Source organism: Coleofasciculus chthonoplastes PCC 7420 (assembly GCF_000155555.1).
GTDB lineage: Bacteria > Cyanobacteriota > Cyanobacteriia > Cyanobacteriales > Coleofasciculaceae > Coleofasciculus > Coleofasciculus chthonoplastes_A.
In genome coordinates, this window is sequence record NZ_DS989854.1 from 89,685 (window position 1) to 107,110 (window position 17,426).

Below are 17,426 nucleotides of genomic sequence, written 5' to 3' on the forward strand. Positions count from 1 at the left end.
GTCTTGTTATGAAACTTAGAGAAAAAGTTGATTAGTCCAATGTCCGTGGAAACCATGGGGAATAGGGTGACTCAGCTTTAACTTTGCCACGGGGTCTTTTGTCAGATCACGGGCATCCAGAACAACTAATTCTGAGCAATGTTCAGCCGCATTATAGACTAATGTTAAAACCCAACCATCATCCTCTGTGGAGGCATTGGGTGAGGGAATAAACATCGGTTCTGTAACAAAACCATAAGGGGCAACAGAAAAATCTTGTTTGTCTCCGGTATACATATCAATTTTACGGATGCCCTGTTGTAAGATGCTGCCTGTAGATTCATCAGCACAATTGAGATACACATAACGATATTCATACCCCTGTTTTTCGGGATGAATGATGGGCATTTCCAAGGGGGTTGTTTCTAAGGTTTTATAACTAACCTGTTCTTGCACCAGGTCAATTTCAAAGCGCAATAATTGCCCTTTTGGGAGATAGGAAAGGTCTAGATCATCTTCTCGAAAATTTATACTTGAGTCGGTTTCAAAGAAGGAATCATAACAAATAGAGTCCAAATAAAGTTTTCCCTCGTTTTCCCAAGCATTTACATGATGAAAAACAAAGAAAGGATCGGTTTCAATGATTTTCATTTCATGGGGAGATTGACGAGAAATCACCAGCAGCTTGGTTTGGGATTGACTGTCAAATTTTAAGCATTCAGCAATACTTTTCTGTCCGAACAGGAATGGCAAGGGCTTAATTTTAAAGGGAACATGGAAGAAAATATAATAATGAGGAGTAATCAACATATCATGCAGCAGAGGGAAGCCGGAAAGCTGATGTTGATGGGTGGCTAAGAGTTTCTCCGATTGGTCGATTTCCCAGATATGTAGCTGACTTGATAAGTTGGTGACAACGCCAAAATTAATGAGAATTTTTTGTTGGGTTTCTGGGTTATAGAAAATTTTTGGATGAGCGGAAAACGGTTGATTGGGTTTCAAAATACCGTTTAAGGTATCGAGTCCTTTCGTGTCTAGAGTCGCTGGATCGAGATGATAGGGATTGCCGCCTTCCCACAGTGCCAAAATTTTATTGTGCCAATAGATAACACTAGTATTAGCTACATTTTTAAACCTTAAATCAAAGATATTTTTAAGCCAACCCCCAGGTTTCTGTGTACCAAAACCTCTGTAGAGAATCTTGCCTGCGGTTTGTTCTTTGACATAGCCTTCTGTGCGGACAAATTTGTTTTTGAAGTGTACGTTTCCATCTTTGAAGGAAAAGGCACAAATCATACCATCTCCGTCAAAGGGATGAGCAATGGGCTGCCCGTTAATCTCGAATAGTCCTGGACCATTGCGAAAAAAGGTTCCTTTAAGTTCAGGGGGAACTTGTCCTTCAATATCACTAATCCAGTAGCTATATTCATTGGGCTGAGACTCATAACCTTTCTGCCATGCTTTAATGATTTCCGACTGTAGAGGCGAGTTGGGGGTTACTTGAGTACTCATACACAAAGACGGGTAAGTAGCGTTATCGGGATTATAGTGCCATTGGCATGGTCAACTCAACCCATCCGAATACTGCTTGCTGACAAATATGAGACATGGGTAGACGATCATCTGAATTGGGATGAGGGGATAACTCCAGGGAAGCATCGCACTTTCCCAGATTGACCCATCTAATCCCATCAAACCAAGCGTTCCCAGGGGTCGTCGAACAGAGCAACCCGTTATCAATTAAGGTCTCGACACGACACGAATCGGCATGCGATCGCGCGGGAATACCGTCAAATACTGATTAACATCTAACAGAGAATCTTGTCCATTAACAAGTTCCCAGTTGAAATGATGCAGGAGTAAAGACAACATTACCGTTGCTTCCAAAAGAGCCAGGGGTGCGCCTAAACAAAAATGAGACCCCCGCGAAAATCCAAATAAGAGGGGCAGAGGTTGTTGATCACTCTCCGATTGCAACCATCGCTCTGGGTAAAATTCTTCCGGGTTAGGATACATATCAGGATCTCGTCCCGCTGCCCAGAAAAAGGGTTCAACACCCACATTTGCCGGAATCTTGATCCCATCTAATTCTGTCTCTTGGGTAGAGATGAGGGGGATTCCCGCCGCCACTGGATGGAGTCGTAATGTCTCCTTGACTACAGCCTCTATGTAACTCAAGTGTTTCAGAGTAGAAAGATTAAGTGAGCCTTCCTTCTCCCAGGCTTCATCAACAACCTGTTGTGCAGTCTGAAAAACTCTCGGATTAAGCCCCAACTCACCAACGGCAAAGGACATGGTGTGAGCGGTCGTATCATGACCGGCAAAGATCAAAGCTTGAGTCTCGGCAATCAGCGAATCCTGATCATGCTGGGGGTTTTTGGCAAATTTAACTAACATTGAATCGCGAAATGACGGACTGACCGATGGGGATTCTGCCTCATCAGTCCTCGCCACTTGCAACGCCATCGCTACACGCGGCTTTAAATTCTGTCGTAAATAATCTTGAGCCTGTTGGTATTCCCGTCCTTCTGATGTGGGGAGAAACTTAAACCATCGACTGCGACCAGTAGCTTGTAAAAGTACATGTTTTTCCAGGACGGCAAGGGCGGCATACAAGCGCTGGGGTTCAAAGGGAGGTTCGCCAGTAAAGTTTTTTGTTCTCTCAAAGGTAACTCCTAGTAAAAAAGAGGCAATGATATTCATCGTCAAATCCACAAATAAAGAATCGACTTGAACCGCTTTGCCTGTTTGAGCCGCGCTTTGGAGTTGGTTGATAACTTGTTGACATCCCTCACGGATCAGGTCAAACTTTTGAGTGAATTGACTGGAGCGAAAAGCGGGTGTGGCGGCTTGGCGACGCCACTTCCAAGCTTCACCAACCTGGTTGCCGATATGGACGCCAAACACATCTTTGTAAGCGTTATAAAAGGAGGGACTGCGGGTAAATCTTCCCTGACTTTGCCCGTCTGTCAAAATGCTTTCGATGAGTTGAGGCTTTGCCACGAGTACAATAGGTCGGTTGAAGACCCGTACCACAATCATCGAGCCATATTGCTGCATCCATCGAAAAAGTGCTAGAGAAAAGGTTCCTTGTTTTGCCGCCGCCAGAAGTTCCAGAGCGTTACCCGTGAACCATTTTCCCGGAGGTGATGGCAGGCTAGATATTGAACGGGAGCCGAGTTGATGGTGTTGCCTGCGCCACAGGATAAGACCCATCCCAACGCCTGACAGAAAGGTAAAACTTGTCCATGGATGCTCAAACATGCTCAAACTTCTCTATACATTACACGTTGTCAACCGTAGAACCTAGTCCTGGGCTTATCCCCCATCCTTTTAACTAAAAGTATTGCATTTTTTGCTGATAAAATCTACCATTTTTTCTTGGATATAGTCCTCGGCTTTCACCAGTTGGCTCTTAATAGGGGGATTGAGGTTGTCAACTTAGCACCTCTCTCTGTGTGAATAACTTTACGCAGCTCCTTAGCACGGAAACCCGCGATCGCTAGGGGCATTTGGAGGTACTTCAGGGGAAAGGTGAGAATATTTGCAGTCTTTAAATCAACATCTTTCATTATGTCGAACTTTCCCAACCCCTTAGTACCAAACCCCTGGTGGAAAGGTGCCGTTTTATATCAAATTTATCCCCGTTCTTTTCTAGATACTAATAATGATGGAGTGGGAGACTTACCCGGAATTACTCAAAAACTCGACTATATCGCCTCGATTGGTGTTGACGGAGTTTGGATTTCTCCCTTCTTCCGTTCTCCTATGAAAGACTTTGGCTATGATGTTGCTGATTATTGTGACGTTGATCCTCTATTTGGAACACTAGATGATTTTAAAGATTTACTCACCAAAGCTCACGACTTAGGACTGAAAATTATTGTCGATTTGGTCTGGTCACATACATCTTTGGAGCATCCTTGGTTTCAAGAAAGTCGCCAAAGCCAAGATAATCCCAAAGCCGATTGGTATGTTTGGGCAAATCCTTCTGATGATGGTTCTCCCCCCAATAACTGGCTATCTCGCTTTGGAGGTGTTGCCTGGGAGTGGGAGGTAAGGCGCGAACAATACTATCTGCATAACTTTTTGGCGGAGCAACCCGATTTGAACCTGCATAACCCAGAGGTTCAGGACGCACTTTTAGACGTGGGACGTTTTTGGTTAGATTTGGGCGTAGATGGCTGTCGTTTTGATGTGGCGACTTATTTCATGCACGATCCTCTGTTGCGGAATAATCCTATTCACCCCCAGCCCCCGAAACGCAACAATCCTTATTTTTGGCAGTCCCATGTCTACGATATTCTGCGCCCAGAAAATCTCCAGTTTTTGCAGCGCATTCGTCAAGAATTATTTGATTGTTATCAGGGAACCATGGGAATAGCAGAAATTCTCTGCGAACCCGAACTTGAAACAATGGCAATTTATACTCACAGCAATCAAAGAATGCACACTGCCTACAGTTTTATCTTTTTTGGTTCTGAGCTTTCCCCTCAATTGATTCATAATGCTGTAGAAACTGCATTTGGAGAAACGCGAGACTCTTGGCCAAGTTGGGCATTTTCTAATCATGACTCGGTGCGGGCGGTATCCCGGTTAGCGGGGGAAAATGGGGATACCAATGCTGCCAAGTTGCTGTTAGTTCTCATTGCCGCCTTGCCGGGAAATGCCTTTATTTATCAGGGGGAAGAGTTAGGTTTACCCCAGGCTCATGTTCCCTTTGAGCGTTTGGTTGATCCGGAAGCTAAGGCGATGTATCCCTATCATCAGGGGCGAGATGGGGCGCGAACCCCCATACCCTGGCACTCACAAGCCCCCCACGCTGGCTTTTCGACGGTTGAGCCTTGGTTGCCTGTGGATGAGCGACATTTGCCATTAGCCGTCGATTGTGCAGAAGTGGATAATGGTTCTCCTCTGGCGTTAGTTCGGGCATGGTTGGCATTTCGGAAAAAACATTCTGCTCTCATTCACGGAGATTTCCGCTTTGTCAAAGCAACGGAGGGTTTGCTGTGGTTTGAGCGATTTAATCAGGTGGAAGGGTTGGTTTGCCTGTTTAATTTGAGTCCGAGGACTCAACAAGTCAATCTGAACACCCAGGAGATGCTGTTTGCTTCTAATGCTCACTTGCAGGGGGAAAGTTTGGAGTTGGGGTCTTATGGATGTGCAATTTTGACCCTCAGCTAACTAATGCAGCTCGATCTACAATTTTCCCCGCAACAGTTCATAACCCTCTCTTTTCGCCCGGTTAGCGGGGGAACTTTGTGCGCCATGGCGCACAAAATTGCGATTGACCAAAATCGCACCTTCGCATGAACATTACAACCCCGATGAATTCCTCCGCTCAAGAGGACAACTGGATTAACCCCCCCAGGCAAAAACCCGAAATTGGCTCACCAAGAGACTTGCCGCGATTTTTTTAGTCGCCTTACTTATGTACAATCGCGCTCCTGATTAAATTTTCGTCGCGGCTACTTCCCCCAGATCATATATCGATATATGATGCTCCAATAGCACTCAACTTGCCTAGATATGCAAATTCGACTGGCGGTAATCAGCAATGCTGGTGGCAGTGGAAAAACCACACTTTCAGTTCATCTGGCTTATGAACTGGCAAAGCGCGGATTCAAAGTAGCGCTCATGGATCTCGATCCCCAAGGCTCACTGACCCTCTTTTGTGGGTTAACACCACCTGAACCCGAACAAACACTAGCGGCTGTACTGAACGATAATTTTGATGGCTCTTGGCCTCTAATTCCGTGCTGGACGAATCACATCGACAACGTTGCCATCTGCCAAGGAGGAATGGTACTGACCCAAACCGCAGATGAACTGGTCTTACATAAACGCGGAGCTTACCTATTGAATGACAGCTTAACCGACCATCCCCTCGAACACGATCTAATTATTTTTGACTGTCCAGCAACTTTAGGTCCTCTACCCTTGATGGCATTAGCTGCCTGCACTCATATCGTAGTTCCCGTACAACTCGAACCCAAATCCGTTCAAGGAGCCGCTCGTTTACTGGAGTGGTATTACTATCACATAAGACACCTGCGCCTCAAACCCCAACCAGAGATTTTAGGATTTGTCCCCTGCCAATATGACCGCAAAAGAGCCGTTCACCGACAGCTTAATCAGTCATTGCCACTTCAGTTAGAACAGATGGGTATCCGCACCTTTCCAGCTATTCGCAATAGTACGGAATTTGCCAATGCTAGCGGACAAGGATTACCTTTACATCTTCACCGCCCTTCCCATTCAGCGTTGGCTGATTTTAAAGAAATCGCTTCCTCTTTGGCATCAATAATTTGAATGGTGAATGAATTATCATGAGTAACCGTAAAGCACCTGACCTAACCAGTTATTTTTCAGCCGCCAAGCAGTCTCAACAGCTATCAGAAGCTGAGGAAGAAATTCAGCGTCTCAAGATAGAAATTGAAGAACTTCGGGCGGCGGGTTCAAACGAATTGGAAACTCAACTCGCTGCATTGCGAGAACAATTAGAATCAACCGCAGGTATTTTGTCCATTCCCATTGAACAAATTCAGCCGAACCCAGAGCAACCCCGACAAACCTTTTTAAGTGAGAGTGTCGAATCCATGTCCCGCTCTTTAGAGAAGGATGGACAACTTGAACCAATTATTTTAATGCGGCGAGGTGATTTAGTCATCTTTGATGGAGAACGGCGCTGGCGCAGCGCTAGAGCTTTGGGTTGGCAAAATCTCCATGCCGTGATTATTTCCGAACCCGTTGCCTTGCACCGGAAAGCACTACTAACCTCGTTACATCGAGAAGACCTCAATCCCTTGGATAAAGCTGAGGCAATTGTACGAGAGTTAGCGAACAATACAGATATAGACGCAGCAGACATTCCCCGGATTCTCAATACAGCCGTGCGACGATTAAATGCCCAAAAACGCATGAGTCAAGTTGTTGAACTGATGACAGCTACAGAGGATGTCCAACAGCATGGTCTAGCGGACTTGGCTTTAGAGGAGCGAGAACAGGCGGTGTTAGGACTCCTGCTGGATTTACAGCTCAATCCCGCCTCAGTTGATGCCAATATTTTCCCGATGTTAGGTTTAGCACCTGACCTGAAAGCGGCAATTCGGGAATCGGGACTTAAAGGAGTGCATGGGATGGCGCTGGCTAAACTTAATGGGAAAAACTTAGGCAAAACGGAGGACGAAGCGCTTACCATTCGAGTTCAGGTAACCCAGAAAGTTATGGCGGAAAAATTGTCTGCCACGAAAACCCGAAAATTAGTTAACGAAACTATCGCATCTCAGGCGAAAGAGGATGTCAAGTTGTCGCGAAATATCAAGCAAGTTGCTAAAGTGACCGGGAATTTGCAAAAGCTTTCCAGCGAAACCCTTGCTGCTGCTGAGATAGACCAACTCACTCAATTGCAGGAAATCCTGAAACAAAAATTGGCAGAAATAGAAGAGATAGTAAAGGATACAGGTGAAGACCGACTGGTTTGATAAGGAGGGCTAACTATCGCTCTTATGTCACTCTAGGCAGAGGAAAAGTGGAAATCTGTGCTAGGCTTAGCTAAAGGAACAGCGCCAGGGAAGCAATTCATCCAATTTATTAAACGATTTAAGGCAACATCTAAGTAAGGAATAGGAAAGATATTGTACAGCCAAGGTAATTGAGACATGGTTAGAAAAATGTTTATTACCAGAGGTGGAAGCTGGGCAGGTAATTATTATGGATAATGCCCCTTTCCATAACTCCCGTAAAATTAGAGAATTAATTGAAAAAGCCGGGTGTGAATTGCTGTTTTTACCTACCTACTCTCCTGACTTGAACCCAATTGAACATTGGTGGCACAAAGTCAAAACAGCAATTAGAAAGGAGTTGCCAAAACATGACTTTAATATTCATAAAGCAGCAGACTCAGCCTTCCAGTATTTGTAAATAGACGAGCGCGAAGCGCTATAACAACTGGACCAACTCACCGCACAATTGACCGTTGGTTGCAGCGCACGTTGAGTCAGGGGGGTGAACAGTTGGAGAAAGTACGCGATCGTATTTTCACTCTGGCTCAACTTCAGCGTCACCATGTTGTTTTGGACTTGAATGCTGGGAGCGGTTTACTGACCTTTGAAGCGTTGCGTCAAGTACCAGAAGGTGGAGTTTATGCCTGTAGGAGAACATCGGCTGAGGCTCTTGCCTTACAAGAACAGGTGGCAACGCTTCCGGAACTCCAGCGTCCTGTGGTGCTAACGGCTACTTTAACCCAGTTACCAGAGGTTTTAGCGACCCAAATTCCAGATATCCGATTTGACTGTATGATTGGGCGCAATGCGTTTATTCATGAACCGGATAAATCAGCAGCAGCTCAACGATTAGTTCAATTGCTGCAACCGTCGGGAGTTTTGGTACTAGCTGAAACGATACCACGCTATACGCAACGACTTTATCGTTTGCTCGACTCGTCGAAGCTGAATACTAATTTGTACCAACGCTTAGTGACAGCAGAAGAGGCGATTTACAGGGACACGTTAGATCCAATGGTGAATTGGGATGCATGGGATTTAAGACAGGCTTTGGAGTCGGTAGGGTTAGGGGTTGACGTGGATGAGAATCGAGCGTTTACCCAAATGCAGATTACACCCGCTTTAATTGATCGCTGGTTTAGGACGACTTCTGCAACCAATCGACCCTCTTATGCTGCACATTTAGCAAAGAACCTTACCGATCAAGAAATTTGTGTTATCAAAGAGCTATTCATCCGCTCTCTACTCCATCAAACCGTAGATTGGGAGAGTGTCATTGTTTTTGTGCAGGCTTCGTTTTGGTCAAAGCAGTAATAAAGCAAAAAAAGAAAGAAATAAACCGAAAACTGAAACTGCTTCAATTATCTCAAGTCAAACTCGATTAGCTAAAAACGCCACCGTAGAAGAAATCACATCAGCAATATCGGCTGGATCAAGGGCGTAAATTTTGTCTAAAACTTCTGCCTTAATCCTCTCATTGCTAGACATATTGTCATCTTTTACATCCACAACTCCTTTGTTCTCTAACCCATAACGGTAGACTGACAGGGAAATTTCCCCGTCTAAATAAAGTTGCAGGGTTCTGGGGGTACCACCGCTCACCTTTGCCAATTGCCGAAAATTCCTGGAATCCGGCTCAGGTTTAGTTTTTCCCTTCAACCACCGATATACCGTGGAGAAATCTACACCAATAGCATTAGCCAAGCTGCTTTGAGTCCAGCCATCTTCTAACAGCTGTTCAATCAACTGATTCAGCCGCTGTTGAGGAACCTGGAGGTGAGAAGACGCGAATGCAGTCACTATCTGTTTAATTAATTGGCTCTGTTTATAACAATTATACTCTTTACACCCATTGCCCTACTCCCCACCAAAAGTCGGGATCAGGACGATACACTCGCTCACGGTTTCAACGTTAGTCGTTGATCCTTCATATCTTATTAAACGGTAAAACTCTTACATTGACAAGGTTTACCAGGATTTCCCTCCAGAATCCATTCCCCTAGCTGTAGCCCTCTTGTATGCAAGACCATTTCAGGGCTGATACAAAAATAGATCGAATAAAAGACTATTATTAGGCAATAATAGATATTGCATGATGCAATAATAGATATTGCACAGTGCAAATTTAGGCAACAGCTGTCAAAATGTCCAGCAATCATTAGCAGACACGCATTTGACGGCGCACAGGGCAACTCAGGACGTTCAACCTTGCAAAAGGAGAAGATTAAATGCAATCTCCTAAGATTATCGGTCATAGCGATCAAGCCAATACCCAAACCTTAGCGGATACAGAACACGAACTAACCGATGCTGAAATAGTAGAATTCAGAAGTCTGGAAGCTACCGTAGAAAAGGGTTTAAGAGCGTTTTGGCAAATCGGACAAGCCTTACGACAGATTCGGGACAAGCGCTTATACCGACAAGACTACGGGACTTTTGAGGATTATTGCCTTACCCGTTGGGAAATATCTCGCCGCTCAGCTTATCAGTTGATTGAAGCGGCTTCGGTGGTGGAAAATGTGCGCCATGGCGCACAAATTATCCCCGCCAATGAGCGCCAAGCTCGTCCTCTCACTGCCTTAAAACCTGAACAGCAACAGGCAGCATGGGCGAAGGCGGTATCTACGGCTCCTAGGGGTAAAGTGACGGCTGCTCACGTTGCCCAAGTCGCTCAGGAGTACCGACAGCAGGGTGCGCGTACTGCCGCTAACCCACCGCATTCATCCGGAAGCCACTCCAGAACCGATGGAAGTTCGCCTCCTGAAGCACAAACAAATTACAAGAGCTGCTGGAATTGCTCTCATTGCAGTTTAGAGCAGCTCGATGACCCCCAAACGTTTTATTGCAACCAGTTCGGGGTGTTGAATTTTATAGAAAAGGACGGAAACCAACGGGGAGCTGAATGCGAATTGTGGGTGGCTCGATGGGCAAAATCCGATGAGACCCAAAGGACTCGGATACTGAAAAGGGAAACCTTCACTCTAACCCTACAGCTTCCTACCCACTTGCAACCACTTCTTCGAGATACGGCTAAAGCTGAGGGATTAGTTGCCGTAGATTGGGCTGCCCAGGTTCTAGAAGCCGCCATTTCCGCAAATCGTTCTGTCCCCAGTGAAGCCATCCTGGACGTTTCAGAGGCTGCTCGAAATGAAGGGAATGCAGATTCTGAGCCAACTCAAGGGCATTCTGAGGGAACGGCTGCAGCTTGATTTGGAAATAGCGATCGCGTCGTGCCTTCTCCAGCAGCATCCTTGACTCTGCCACTTCAAAATTTGACTGATCGGCTGAGTTCTTAAACCTGGTTTCCTTTAATCGTCATCGTTTCTACAGCCACAGCTGCTACCTGAGCAGCCGCCTCGAACGAAAGACCCCGTACTTCTGATATAAGCTGTTGAACGCTACTACTGCTCTTAGGTAACGATTCGCCTTCCAAATAGGCTTGCAGTTCATTGAGTGTCCAGCCTTTAAGAGCCGCAATTTTGGTCAGCACTCGTAAGCGGGGTTCACCTCTTCCCTGCTCCCACTGGCGGACATTGGTATGAGTTGTCCCAATTAAACCGGCAAACTCTCTGAACGAGCGACCTGCTCTCAGCTCAATCAGCAAAGCTGCTAGTCTGCCCTCGAACATATTTTGACTCACTTGATTAACGGGTTTGTGTGCAACTTCCACCACCGCCAACTTTCAACTAATCCAACTGCTAACAAAAACAAGCGACCACCAATTAACAAGAACTGAGGACTTGGCAAACGTGCCAATCACGACTAATCTGGAAACATTGCTTCCATAAATGGAAGCATTCCTTCCAAATGAATGAGATCCACAGCGTTTTGATGGCTACACCTACCTAATTGTAGGCATCAAAGCCGACTCCCGCAAGTTAGTGCGATGGATTCTCCCATCAGATACCGACTGCCACTGACTCTAGGGCAGAGGGTAAAAACGTTCCTTGGAGCCGCCTGCCCTAAAGCCCTGTGTCTTTTTGCTCACTGCCTGCGTATAGGTAACAATGGATAACTCTCTGACTTCACCAACTGAGGTGGCTCTGGAAAACCCACCCGCTGTATTTTCCCAAGTCGATCCTCGGCTTTTGAAACCCCATCCCTACAACTCCTCTATTTATGGCGAAGAGGATGTGACTGAATTAAATGACAACAAACTCAATCAGACCGCCTCTACCTTGAACGGCAATGGTAGTCCATCAATTCTCTACCCATTCACGCTGCTCCACATCTCGCTCAAGGCTCGGTTCGCCAAACAACGGTTTGAAAGAGGACAAATTAATGTCAACAGGACATAATAACAGTAGAGGAGTGACAAAATCTCAACCCGGTGCATTACAGCTAGAAATTTCCGGATTAGAGATACCCCTAGCCCAAGACAACCATAAGCGGCTGCGGAAACCGACAGACCAACCTCAGACCAAACCACCACTTTTTACACACAGGGCAATCGAGATGATGGCAACTGGAGCACCAGTGATTAGTGCCACCCAGGCATTTCTCAAAACTCCGGAGTGGCATGAATACAGCCCTGGTCACCTTTACTTCCAACGACAGTTTGGCAAGGGACGTTACATCGAATTTTTCATCCTGAACCAGCAAAAACATCAACCGGGATTCATCACTAGCTTTGCCGAACCAGAAATTTTAGAGCAATACGGCGTCCATGCTGCACGGTTACATGCCATATTCGCCACTTATGCTGCCCAGCAGCAAGAACCTTGGAAAGATTCATTTACACTCTTAGGGAGTGACTTGATCAAGATGTTGCGCCTACATCGGGGGAATAAGCTTAAAAAATCCCAGAAGCTCAAAGCTGTTACCGACCTAGCCTGTATCTTAGGTACCCTTGGTGTAAAAATCCAATGGCAGGAAGGCAACCTTAATCTGACGATTATCGAACGCTCCCCTTTCTGGATAGTCAGCGTCAAAGAATACTATCAAAACACCATATTCGGGAATCCAGAGGAACTGTTTGAAGCCGCCATCTGCGTCCAAGCTGGACCTTGGACCCGCAACTTCCTGAATAAAGAAGGGCAACGGGAGAGTAAAGCGCTCTACCAATATGGATTCATCGATAAAGCTGTCTTTAACCTTGACCCTAATCGGCAAAAGTTAGCCGCTGCCCTAGCGCTTTACCTGATCCAAAACCGCCGCGCTCACCCAAGTGGTAAGTACAGCATTCGGTCATTGCTATCAGCGGTGATGTCTGCTCAAGAGATAGAGGCTATTGGTAGGGACAGGCGCAAACGTTCACGCTTCGTTAAACAAGTCTATCGCCTTCTGGAGTCTCTCACAGAAATTCAGTTTAGAATTCAGTTTGACCCCTCATTTCCGGAAGCATTACGACCAAGCTGGGCTAGTTTACCCGATGAAAACGATGTACAGATAGATCCAGTAGCAACCGCTCCTAAAAACAACCGGATGCCCGATGGGTTCTTCACAAACTGGCTCAACTGTGTACTCACGATTACTGCCCCAACCCGGATTGAGGCGGCACTTAAACAGTTGAAACATCAGAGAACAAGGACAGCTAAAAAGGCTTCTGACAAGCGTAAGTCTATAAGCGTTCAAAAACCTAATCAGACCAATACTCCTCCACCTGAACAGTTACATTTTAAACCCTGCACCCATTCAACCAACCTAACAGGGGCACAACTCAAACAAGCTCGCCAATCCAAACACTGGACACAGGCTCATTTGGCGTCCTTAATCGGGAAGAGTACCAGTTGGGTAAAACTGGTTGAAAGCGAACGGCGAAGAATTAAAGAGGATGACCAAGTAGCGCTGCAAAAAATCCTCGATCTGCCATAAATGAGTCGCAATTGCCGATTCTACATCAGTGATTCCTGACATTGACATCCTCACCACGCCACCTTTTTAGAGAAGGTCGCTTTTGGGGGGTTGACAGTTCGTCGCGAACCGCCTCAGTTAAGGTCTTACACTCGCTCCCTGTCCGTTTTAAGTCTCGGAATGCCCTCCCGCGACTATATCGGGCTGCCCAATTTTGGACAGGGTTACAAGCTTGTAACCATTATTGTACAGGGATTTCAGGCGTTTTTAGTAGCTGAATATCTTCCACTGAGTGCGACACTACATTCCACTGAGTACGACACTACGTTCCACTAAGTGCGACGCTTTTTTTTTGAAACCTTGCCATATCAAGCATTTCAGACAAGGTTACAAGCCTGATCATACTGATCAGTTTTGATCCACCGAAGGTTACAACAGTGCAAAAAACCAAGTTGCTACTCTAAGTCAACCCCCAAAAACCATATCCCGTCCCACTTTGCCAGGGTGATGGGTATGGGTAACTGACAAAAGAAGAGTGTGAGATAATGGCATCTACATGGCGTTACCTGAAAAGAAACTGCCCAGTCTGTAACGGCTCCCGGTCCGACTGTCGGGAAAACCTGCAAAACAATTTAATTCACTGCCGCCACGATGTAACCACTGCACCCGGTTACAAATGTGTCGGCGAGGACATATTGGGTTTTTTCCTGTGGGCTGTTGATGATGGAGAAGAACGCAACTCTGATGAGTGGGAACAATTACGCCGACAAAGAGCAGCACAACGAGGGAAACGACTTCAAGAAGAAGCCGCTCGATGCGATCGCTTACTCCCAATCGAACAACGCGATCGCGCTATCCGTAAACTGTCCCAACAAGTCGGACTCTCCCGCGCTCACCGCCAACATTTACAACAACAGCGGGGTCTATCTGACACAGAAATTGACCACGCCTGCTACTTCACTATCGCTCCCTATCAAGACGTTATCTACATTAACCCCAAATTAGCCGGTATAGACCTGTGGGGTCGCCAACTCACTGTCTCCAAACCGGGAATAGGTTGCCCAATTTTTGACGTATTTGAGCGGATTATCGGCTTTCAAATTCGCTTCGACAACGCCACCGAACATAAATATAAGTGGCCCACCAGCCGTTCGAGATTTCGTCCCAATGGACCCACGGCTCACCTACCCAACGGTGAACTCCCCATCGCCGTGTGGCGTCCCCTAGGTGACATCCAGCGCTCCAGCATTGGCATAACTGAAGGTGTTAACCCCAAACCTTACATCGTAGCCACCCGCTTAGGTCAACCTTGTCTCGGTGCGGCTGGGGGTAACTTTGCTTCCTCACCCCAACAATTTAAAGAATCCCTCGATATCTTATCTACTCAACTCAATACCAAGACCATTGATTTCTACCCCGACGCCGGGGCGATTCACAATTCCCACGTCCTGCGACACTATCGAACCACCTTTAAACTCGTGCAACAATGGGGTTATCAGCTACGAGTCGCTTGGTGGGGTCAAACAAGCAAAGAAGAACATTTAGATATTGACGACCTGCTCATCGCTGGACGCTCTGATGAAATTCAATATATCACCGTCGCCCAATTTGAACTACTCGTCCGCCAACCCCACATCAAACTCCATGGATTTAAAGACTTACTCGGATGGTTCCCCAAACTGAAAAACCGTCTGGCTCAACTCAGCCAACGACGCTCCCGTTACGGGTTTGCCCCTGTTGAAACCGTTGAAACTGAACCAACACCATCTACCCCAACAGGAACTATCACTTACCAAGACGGTCAACGATTGGATGCTTGGAGTCGTACCCTAAACCAAGGAGTCCAGTTTATCTGTGATTCATCGGCTACGGGTACAGGTAAAAGCTATGATTGCGGACTCACCAACAACCCATTGTTTAACTCTCGGCGCATCCTATTCTTAAGCTCAGAACACCGCAATCCCACTGTCCCCACTCTCAAAAGTTGGACTGACCTAGAAGCGCGTCATAATGGCTTAACCATAGACTCTTTTGGACGCAAGCGTCGCGCCAAATCTGACGAGTTACCCCGCATTCAGAGCAACTGCTCCCGCAACCAAACGATTAATGCTCTACGCGCCTTAAACATTGATGATGCGGACGCCGTAATCTGTCAAACCTGTCCTCATCTACAGGCTTGTCAGAGAGGTTATGAGTTCGGCTTTTTACATCAGCGTCGAGTAGCTCTCAAATCCAATCGATTCCGCGCCCATCCAGAAAGTTTACCTGACCCGGCTGAGTATGACTATACCAAGGTGGTGTTACTGTGGGATGAATGGTCAACTTTACTGCGAACGACGCGAACTCTGGAAGTCACTCAGAAAGACATAGACCAACTCATTGTTCATTTAGTGACGAAAAAAGATGGTGTCTATTCTGTAATAGGGGATCTCTTGCAGGCTTTAAGAGCGCTGCTGACGGGCGAAATTCCTGCACCATCTCGCTACGGGTGGAATCATACTGGTGTTTTGGAATTGCTGCCTCAGTTACCCCAAGACCTTGACTATAACACCATCTCCCAAGCGATTAAACCTGATTTAAGCAAGTTAGACCCTAAGGCAAAACATGGAGTTGATGTTGCCAAGTTACCTGCTTCTGTCCGCCATAATCGTACCAACTTTGATGCCACAGTTGCCCAAACCATCAGGGAACAGTTTCTCCTACAGTGGCTAGTCCCTTTTCTGACGGTGTTAAATGGAGCAGCCGGACATTTGCGAATTGCTCATGGGGTACTTTCTATCACATTACCCGATGACCGATTGGTGAGGATTGCTAAAGCTGCCAAAGGGAATATCTTTTTAGATGCTACGGGTGATTTAACGGAGTTAGCCCAGTTACTGGGGGTATCACCTACTGAGATTATTTCGTTAAAGCAAGATGTAACCCCGCGTAGTAACTTGGAGGTGATTCAGGTAGCGACATTGGGACGTTTGGGAAATAGCGATCGCTCTAACTGCTTACAGCAGCGTATTGATGCCATTATTAAGACCATACAGGAAAAAGACCCTACAGCTAAGGTTATTGACTTTAAGGCGTTTGCCCCAGACGGTGCTTTAAGATGGTGGGTCGAATCTCGTGGTGTCAATGATTTAGAATCGACTCAAACGCTGATTCTGGTTGGTACTCCCTGTCGGAGTCTGAGTCATCTGGAGGCTGAGTTTACACTCAGGTATGGACGAACGCCTCAACCGGGTACGGTTAAGGTTAAGTATCCGATTCGAGTAGGGAGGGGTAATAAGTTACTTTCATCTTTAGCGCTGAGCGAAGTCGAAGCGCTAAGTGACGCCCAAAGTGGATCAATTTCCTCGTCTGGACATCCACCTAATTCGTTACCCTCAACAGAACCACCCTACTTGGAGATGAATGTTTCGGCTGACCCAGAGTTTAGAGCCTTTGTGCGGCGTTGTATACTCGCTGATATTCATCAAGCTATTGGGCGATTGCGGGCGCACAGACGACCTCACCAAAATCTGCGGGTCTACTTTCTGGGAGATTATCCTTTAGATATCCCGGTAACCCTTACTTTAGCATCCAGTATTACCCCAGACGCTGCCAGTAAAACAGAACGGGTTGAGATGGCGATTAAGGCGGCTGTGGAACAGCTTAAACAGACAGGAGAGAAAATTACCCAACGTGCGATCGCGGCAATCACGGGCTATTCTCAGCAGCATATCAGCCGCTTCCGCGATTTACTCAAAATGCTAATTGGTTCCTCTAATAGTAAAATGAGTAAAATTCAGCCTGCACCGGAGCAAGAAGAAGAACTTCGATGGTTGGCTACTGTGTATCTGCCGTTAGTCACCTCTGATTCGCCTGATGAGATATTGGAAACAATGGCAATTACGGGGTCGGTTTACAGTCACAGCGATTTCCAATGGCTGTGGAACGCGATACCTGGTTTGACTCAAATTACCATCCTGGCTAAGTTGATGTTAACGTTACCTGAGCCTCAGTTAAGGGAATTGGCTCAAATTACCGGAGGGTGAGGATTATCAAGGATGAACCTGACGTTTTTTGGTGGGGAGAGTTTGTGCGCCATTGGCGCACATTTCCAAGCTTCTCTGCTGGAAAACCCAGGCGCGATCGCTAAAGAGTAATTAGGGGAAAGCT

At 46.4% G+C, this 17,426-nt stretch carries 12 protein-coding genes and 1 pseudogene; 9 read left to right on the top strand and 4 right to left on the bottom strand.

The features are described from left to right. Positions 1 to 15 precede the first annotated feature (15 nt). Positions 16 to 1,491, bottom strand: a complete 1,476-nt coding sequence (locus MC7420_RS19585; protein WP_006102391.1) for a carotenoid oxygenase family protein — start codon at positions 1,489 to 1,491, stop codon at positions 16 to 18. Between the two features lie 228 nt (positions 1,492 to 1,719). Further along, on the bottom strand, positions 1,720 to 3,243 hold the full coding sequence (locus MC7420_RS19590) for a cytochrome P450 (RefSeq protein WP_044208351.1): 1,524 nt from the start codon (positions 3,241 to 3,243) through the stop codon (positions 1,720 to 1,722). Positions 3,244 to 3,552: 309 nt separating this feature from the next. On the opposite strand from MC7420_RS19590, the gene MC7420_RS19595 reads away from it, so the two are divergent. The 5 genes and pseudogenes from MC7420_RS19595 to MC7420_RS19615 all read left to right on the top strand — a co-directional run bounded on the left by MC7420_RS19595 (position 3,553) and on the right by MC7420_RS19615 (position 8,798). Continuing rightward, a complete protein-coding gene (locus MC7420_RS19595) occupies positions 3,553 to 5,163 on the top strand; it encodes an alpha-amylase family glycosyl hydrolase (RefSeq protein ID WP_006102560.1) in 1,611 nt (536 codons plus the stop codon). Positions 5,164 to 5,508: 345 nt separating this feature from the next. Then, on the top strand, positions 5,509 to 6,291 hold the full coding sequence (locus MC7420_RS19600; protein WP_006102481.1) for a ParA family protein: 783 nt from the start codon (positions 5,509 to 5,511) through the stop codon (positions 6,289 to 6,291). Between the two features lie 17 nt (positions 6,292 to 6,308). Beyond that, the gene (locus MC7420_RS19605; RefSeq protein WP_006102507.1) at positions 6,309 to 7,463 is read left to right on the top strand and encodes a ParB/RepB/Spo0J family partition protein; all 1,155 of its coding nucleotides are present in this window, start codon (positions 6,309 to 6,311) and stop codon (positions 7,461 to 7,463) included. Positions 7,464 to 7,623: 160 nt separating this feature from the next. Next, positions 7,624 to 7,902: pseudogene (locus MC7420_RS19610) on the top strand (transposase); the annotation flags it as partial. 59 nt (positions 7,903 to 7,961) lie between these two features. Continuing rightward, positions 7,962 to 8,798, top strand: a complete 837-nt coding sequence (locus MC7420_RS19615; protein WP_006102388.1) for a hypothetical protein — start codon at positions 7,962 to 7,964, stop codon at positions 8,796 to 8,798. Positions 8,799 to 8,855: 57 nt separating this feature from the next. On the opposite strand, the gene MC7420_RS19620 is transcribed toward MC7420_RS19615, so the two are convergent. Continuing rightward, on the bottom strand, positions 8,856 to 9,284 hold the full coding sequence (locus MC7420_RS19620) for a helix-turn-helix domain-containing protein (RefSeq protein WP_006102411.1): 429 nt from the start codon (positions 9,282 to 9,284) through the stop codon (positions 8,856 to 8,858). A gap of 428 nt (positions 9,285 to 9,712) precedes the next feature. Between MC7420_RS19620 and MC7420_RS35460 the strand changes: the two genes are divergently transcribed. Next, positions 9,713 to 10,693 (top strand): hypothetical protein, encoded by a 981-nt coding sequence (locus MC7420_RS35460; RefSeq protein WP_006102444.1) that lies wholly within the window; start codon positions 9,713 to 9,715, stop codon positions 10,691 to 10,693. 83 nt (positions 10,694 to 10,776) lie between these two features. On the opposite strand, the gene MC7420_RS35465 is transcribed toward MC7420_RS35460, so the two are convergent. Next, entirely contained in the window at positions 10,777 to 11,157 is a 381-nt protein-coding gene (locus tag MC7420_RS35465) for a helix-turn-helix domain-containing protein (protein WP_006102451.1), read from the bottom strand. 334 nt (positions 11,158 to 11,491) lie between these two features. Between MC7420_RS35465 and MC7420_RS19635 the strand changes: the two genes are divergently transcribed. The 3 genes from MC7420_RS19635 to MC7420_RS19645 all read left to right on the top strand — a co-directional run bounded on the left by MC7420_RS19635 (position 11,492) and on the right by MC7420_RS19645 (position 17,302). Beyond that, the gene (locus tag MC7420_RS19635) at positions 11,492 to 11,782 is read left to right on the top strand and encodes a hypothetical protein (RefSeq protein ID WP_006102520.1); all 291 of its coding nucleotides are present in this window, start codon (positions 11,492 to 11,494) and stop codon (positions 11,780 to 11,782) included. Next, positions 11,766 to 13,298, top strand: coding sequence for a helix-turn-helix domain-containing protein (locus MC7420_RS19640; protein WP_006102500.1), 1,533 nt, complete (start codon positions 11,766 to 11,768; stop codon positions 13,296 to 13,298). Before MC7420_RS19635 ends, MC7420_RS19640 begins: the two co-directional genes overlap by 17 nt. Before the next feature lie 524 nt (positions 13,299 to 13,822). Next, positions 13,823 to 17,302 carry a hypothetical protein gene (locus MC7420_RS19645; RefSeq protein ID WP_157453238.1) on the top strand — a complete coding sequence of 1,160 codons (3,480 nt, stop codon included), beginning with the start codon at positions 13,823 to 13,825 and terminating at the stop codon, positions 17,300 to 17,302. The last annotated feature ends 124 nt before the right edge of the window (positions 17,303 to 17,426 follow it).

What these genes read in the sequence shown, in the direction of transcription:
- MC7420_RS19585 (WP_006102391.1), bottom strand. Translation starts at nt 1,491, where the DNA reads ATGAGTACTCAAGTAACCCCCAACTCGCCTCTACAGTCGGAAATCATT.
- MC7420_RS19590 (WP_044208351.1), bottom strand. Translation starts at nt 3,243, where the DNA reads ATGTTTGAGCATCCATGGACAAGTTTTACCTTTCTGTCAGGCGTTGGG.
- MC7420_RS19595 (WP_006102560.1), top strand. Translation starts at nt 3,553, where the DNA reads ATGTCGAACTTTCCCAACCCCTTAGTACCAAACCCCTGGTGGAAAGGT.
- MC7420_RS19600 (WP_006102481.1), top strand. Translation starts at nt 5,509, where the DNA reads ATGCAAATTCGACTGGCGGTAATCAGCAATGCTGGTGGCAGTGGAAAA.
- MC7420_RS19605 (WP_006102507.1), top strand. Translation starts at nt 6,309, where the DNA reads ATGAGTAACCGTAAAGCACCTGACCTAACCAGTTATTTTTCAGCCGCC.
- MC7420_RS35460 (WP_006102444.1), top strand. Translation starts at nt 9,713, where the DNA reads ATGCAATCTCCTAAGATTATCGGTCATAGCGATCAAGCCAATACCCAA.
- MC7420_RS19635 (WP_006102520.1), top strand. Translation starts at nt 11,492, where the DNA reads ATGGATAACTCTCTGACTTCACCAACTGAGGTGGCTCTGGAAAACCCA.
- MC7420_RS19640 (WP_006102500.1), top strand. Translation starts at nt 11,766, where the DNA reads ATGTCAACAGGACATAATAACAGTAGAGGAGTGACAAAATCTCAACCC.
- MC7420_RS19645 (WP_157453238.1), top strand. Translation starts at nt 13,823, where the DNA reads ATGGCATCTACATGGCGTTACCTGAAAAGAAACTGCCCAGTCTGTAAC.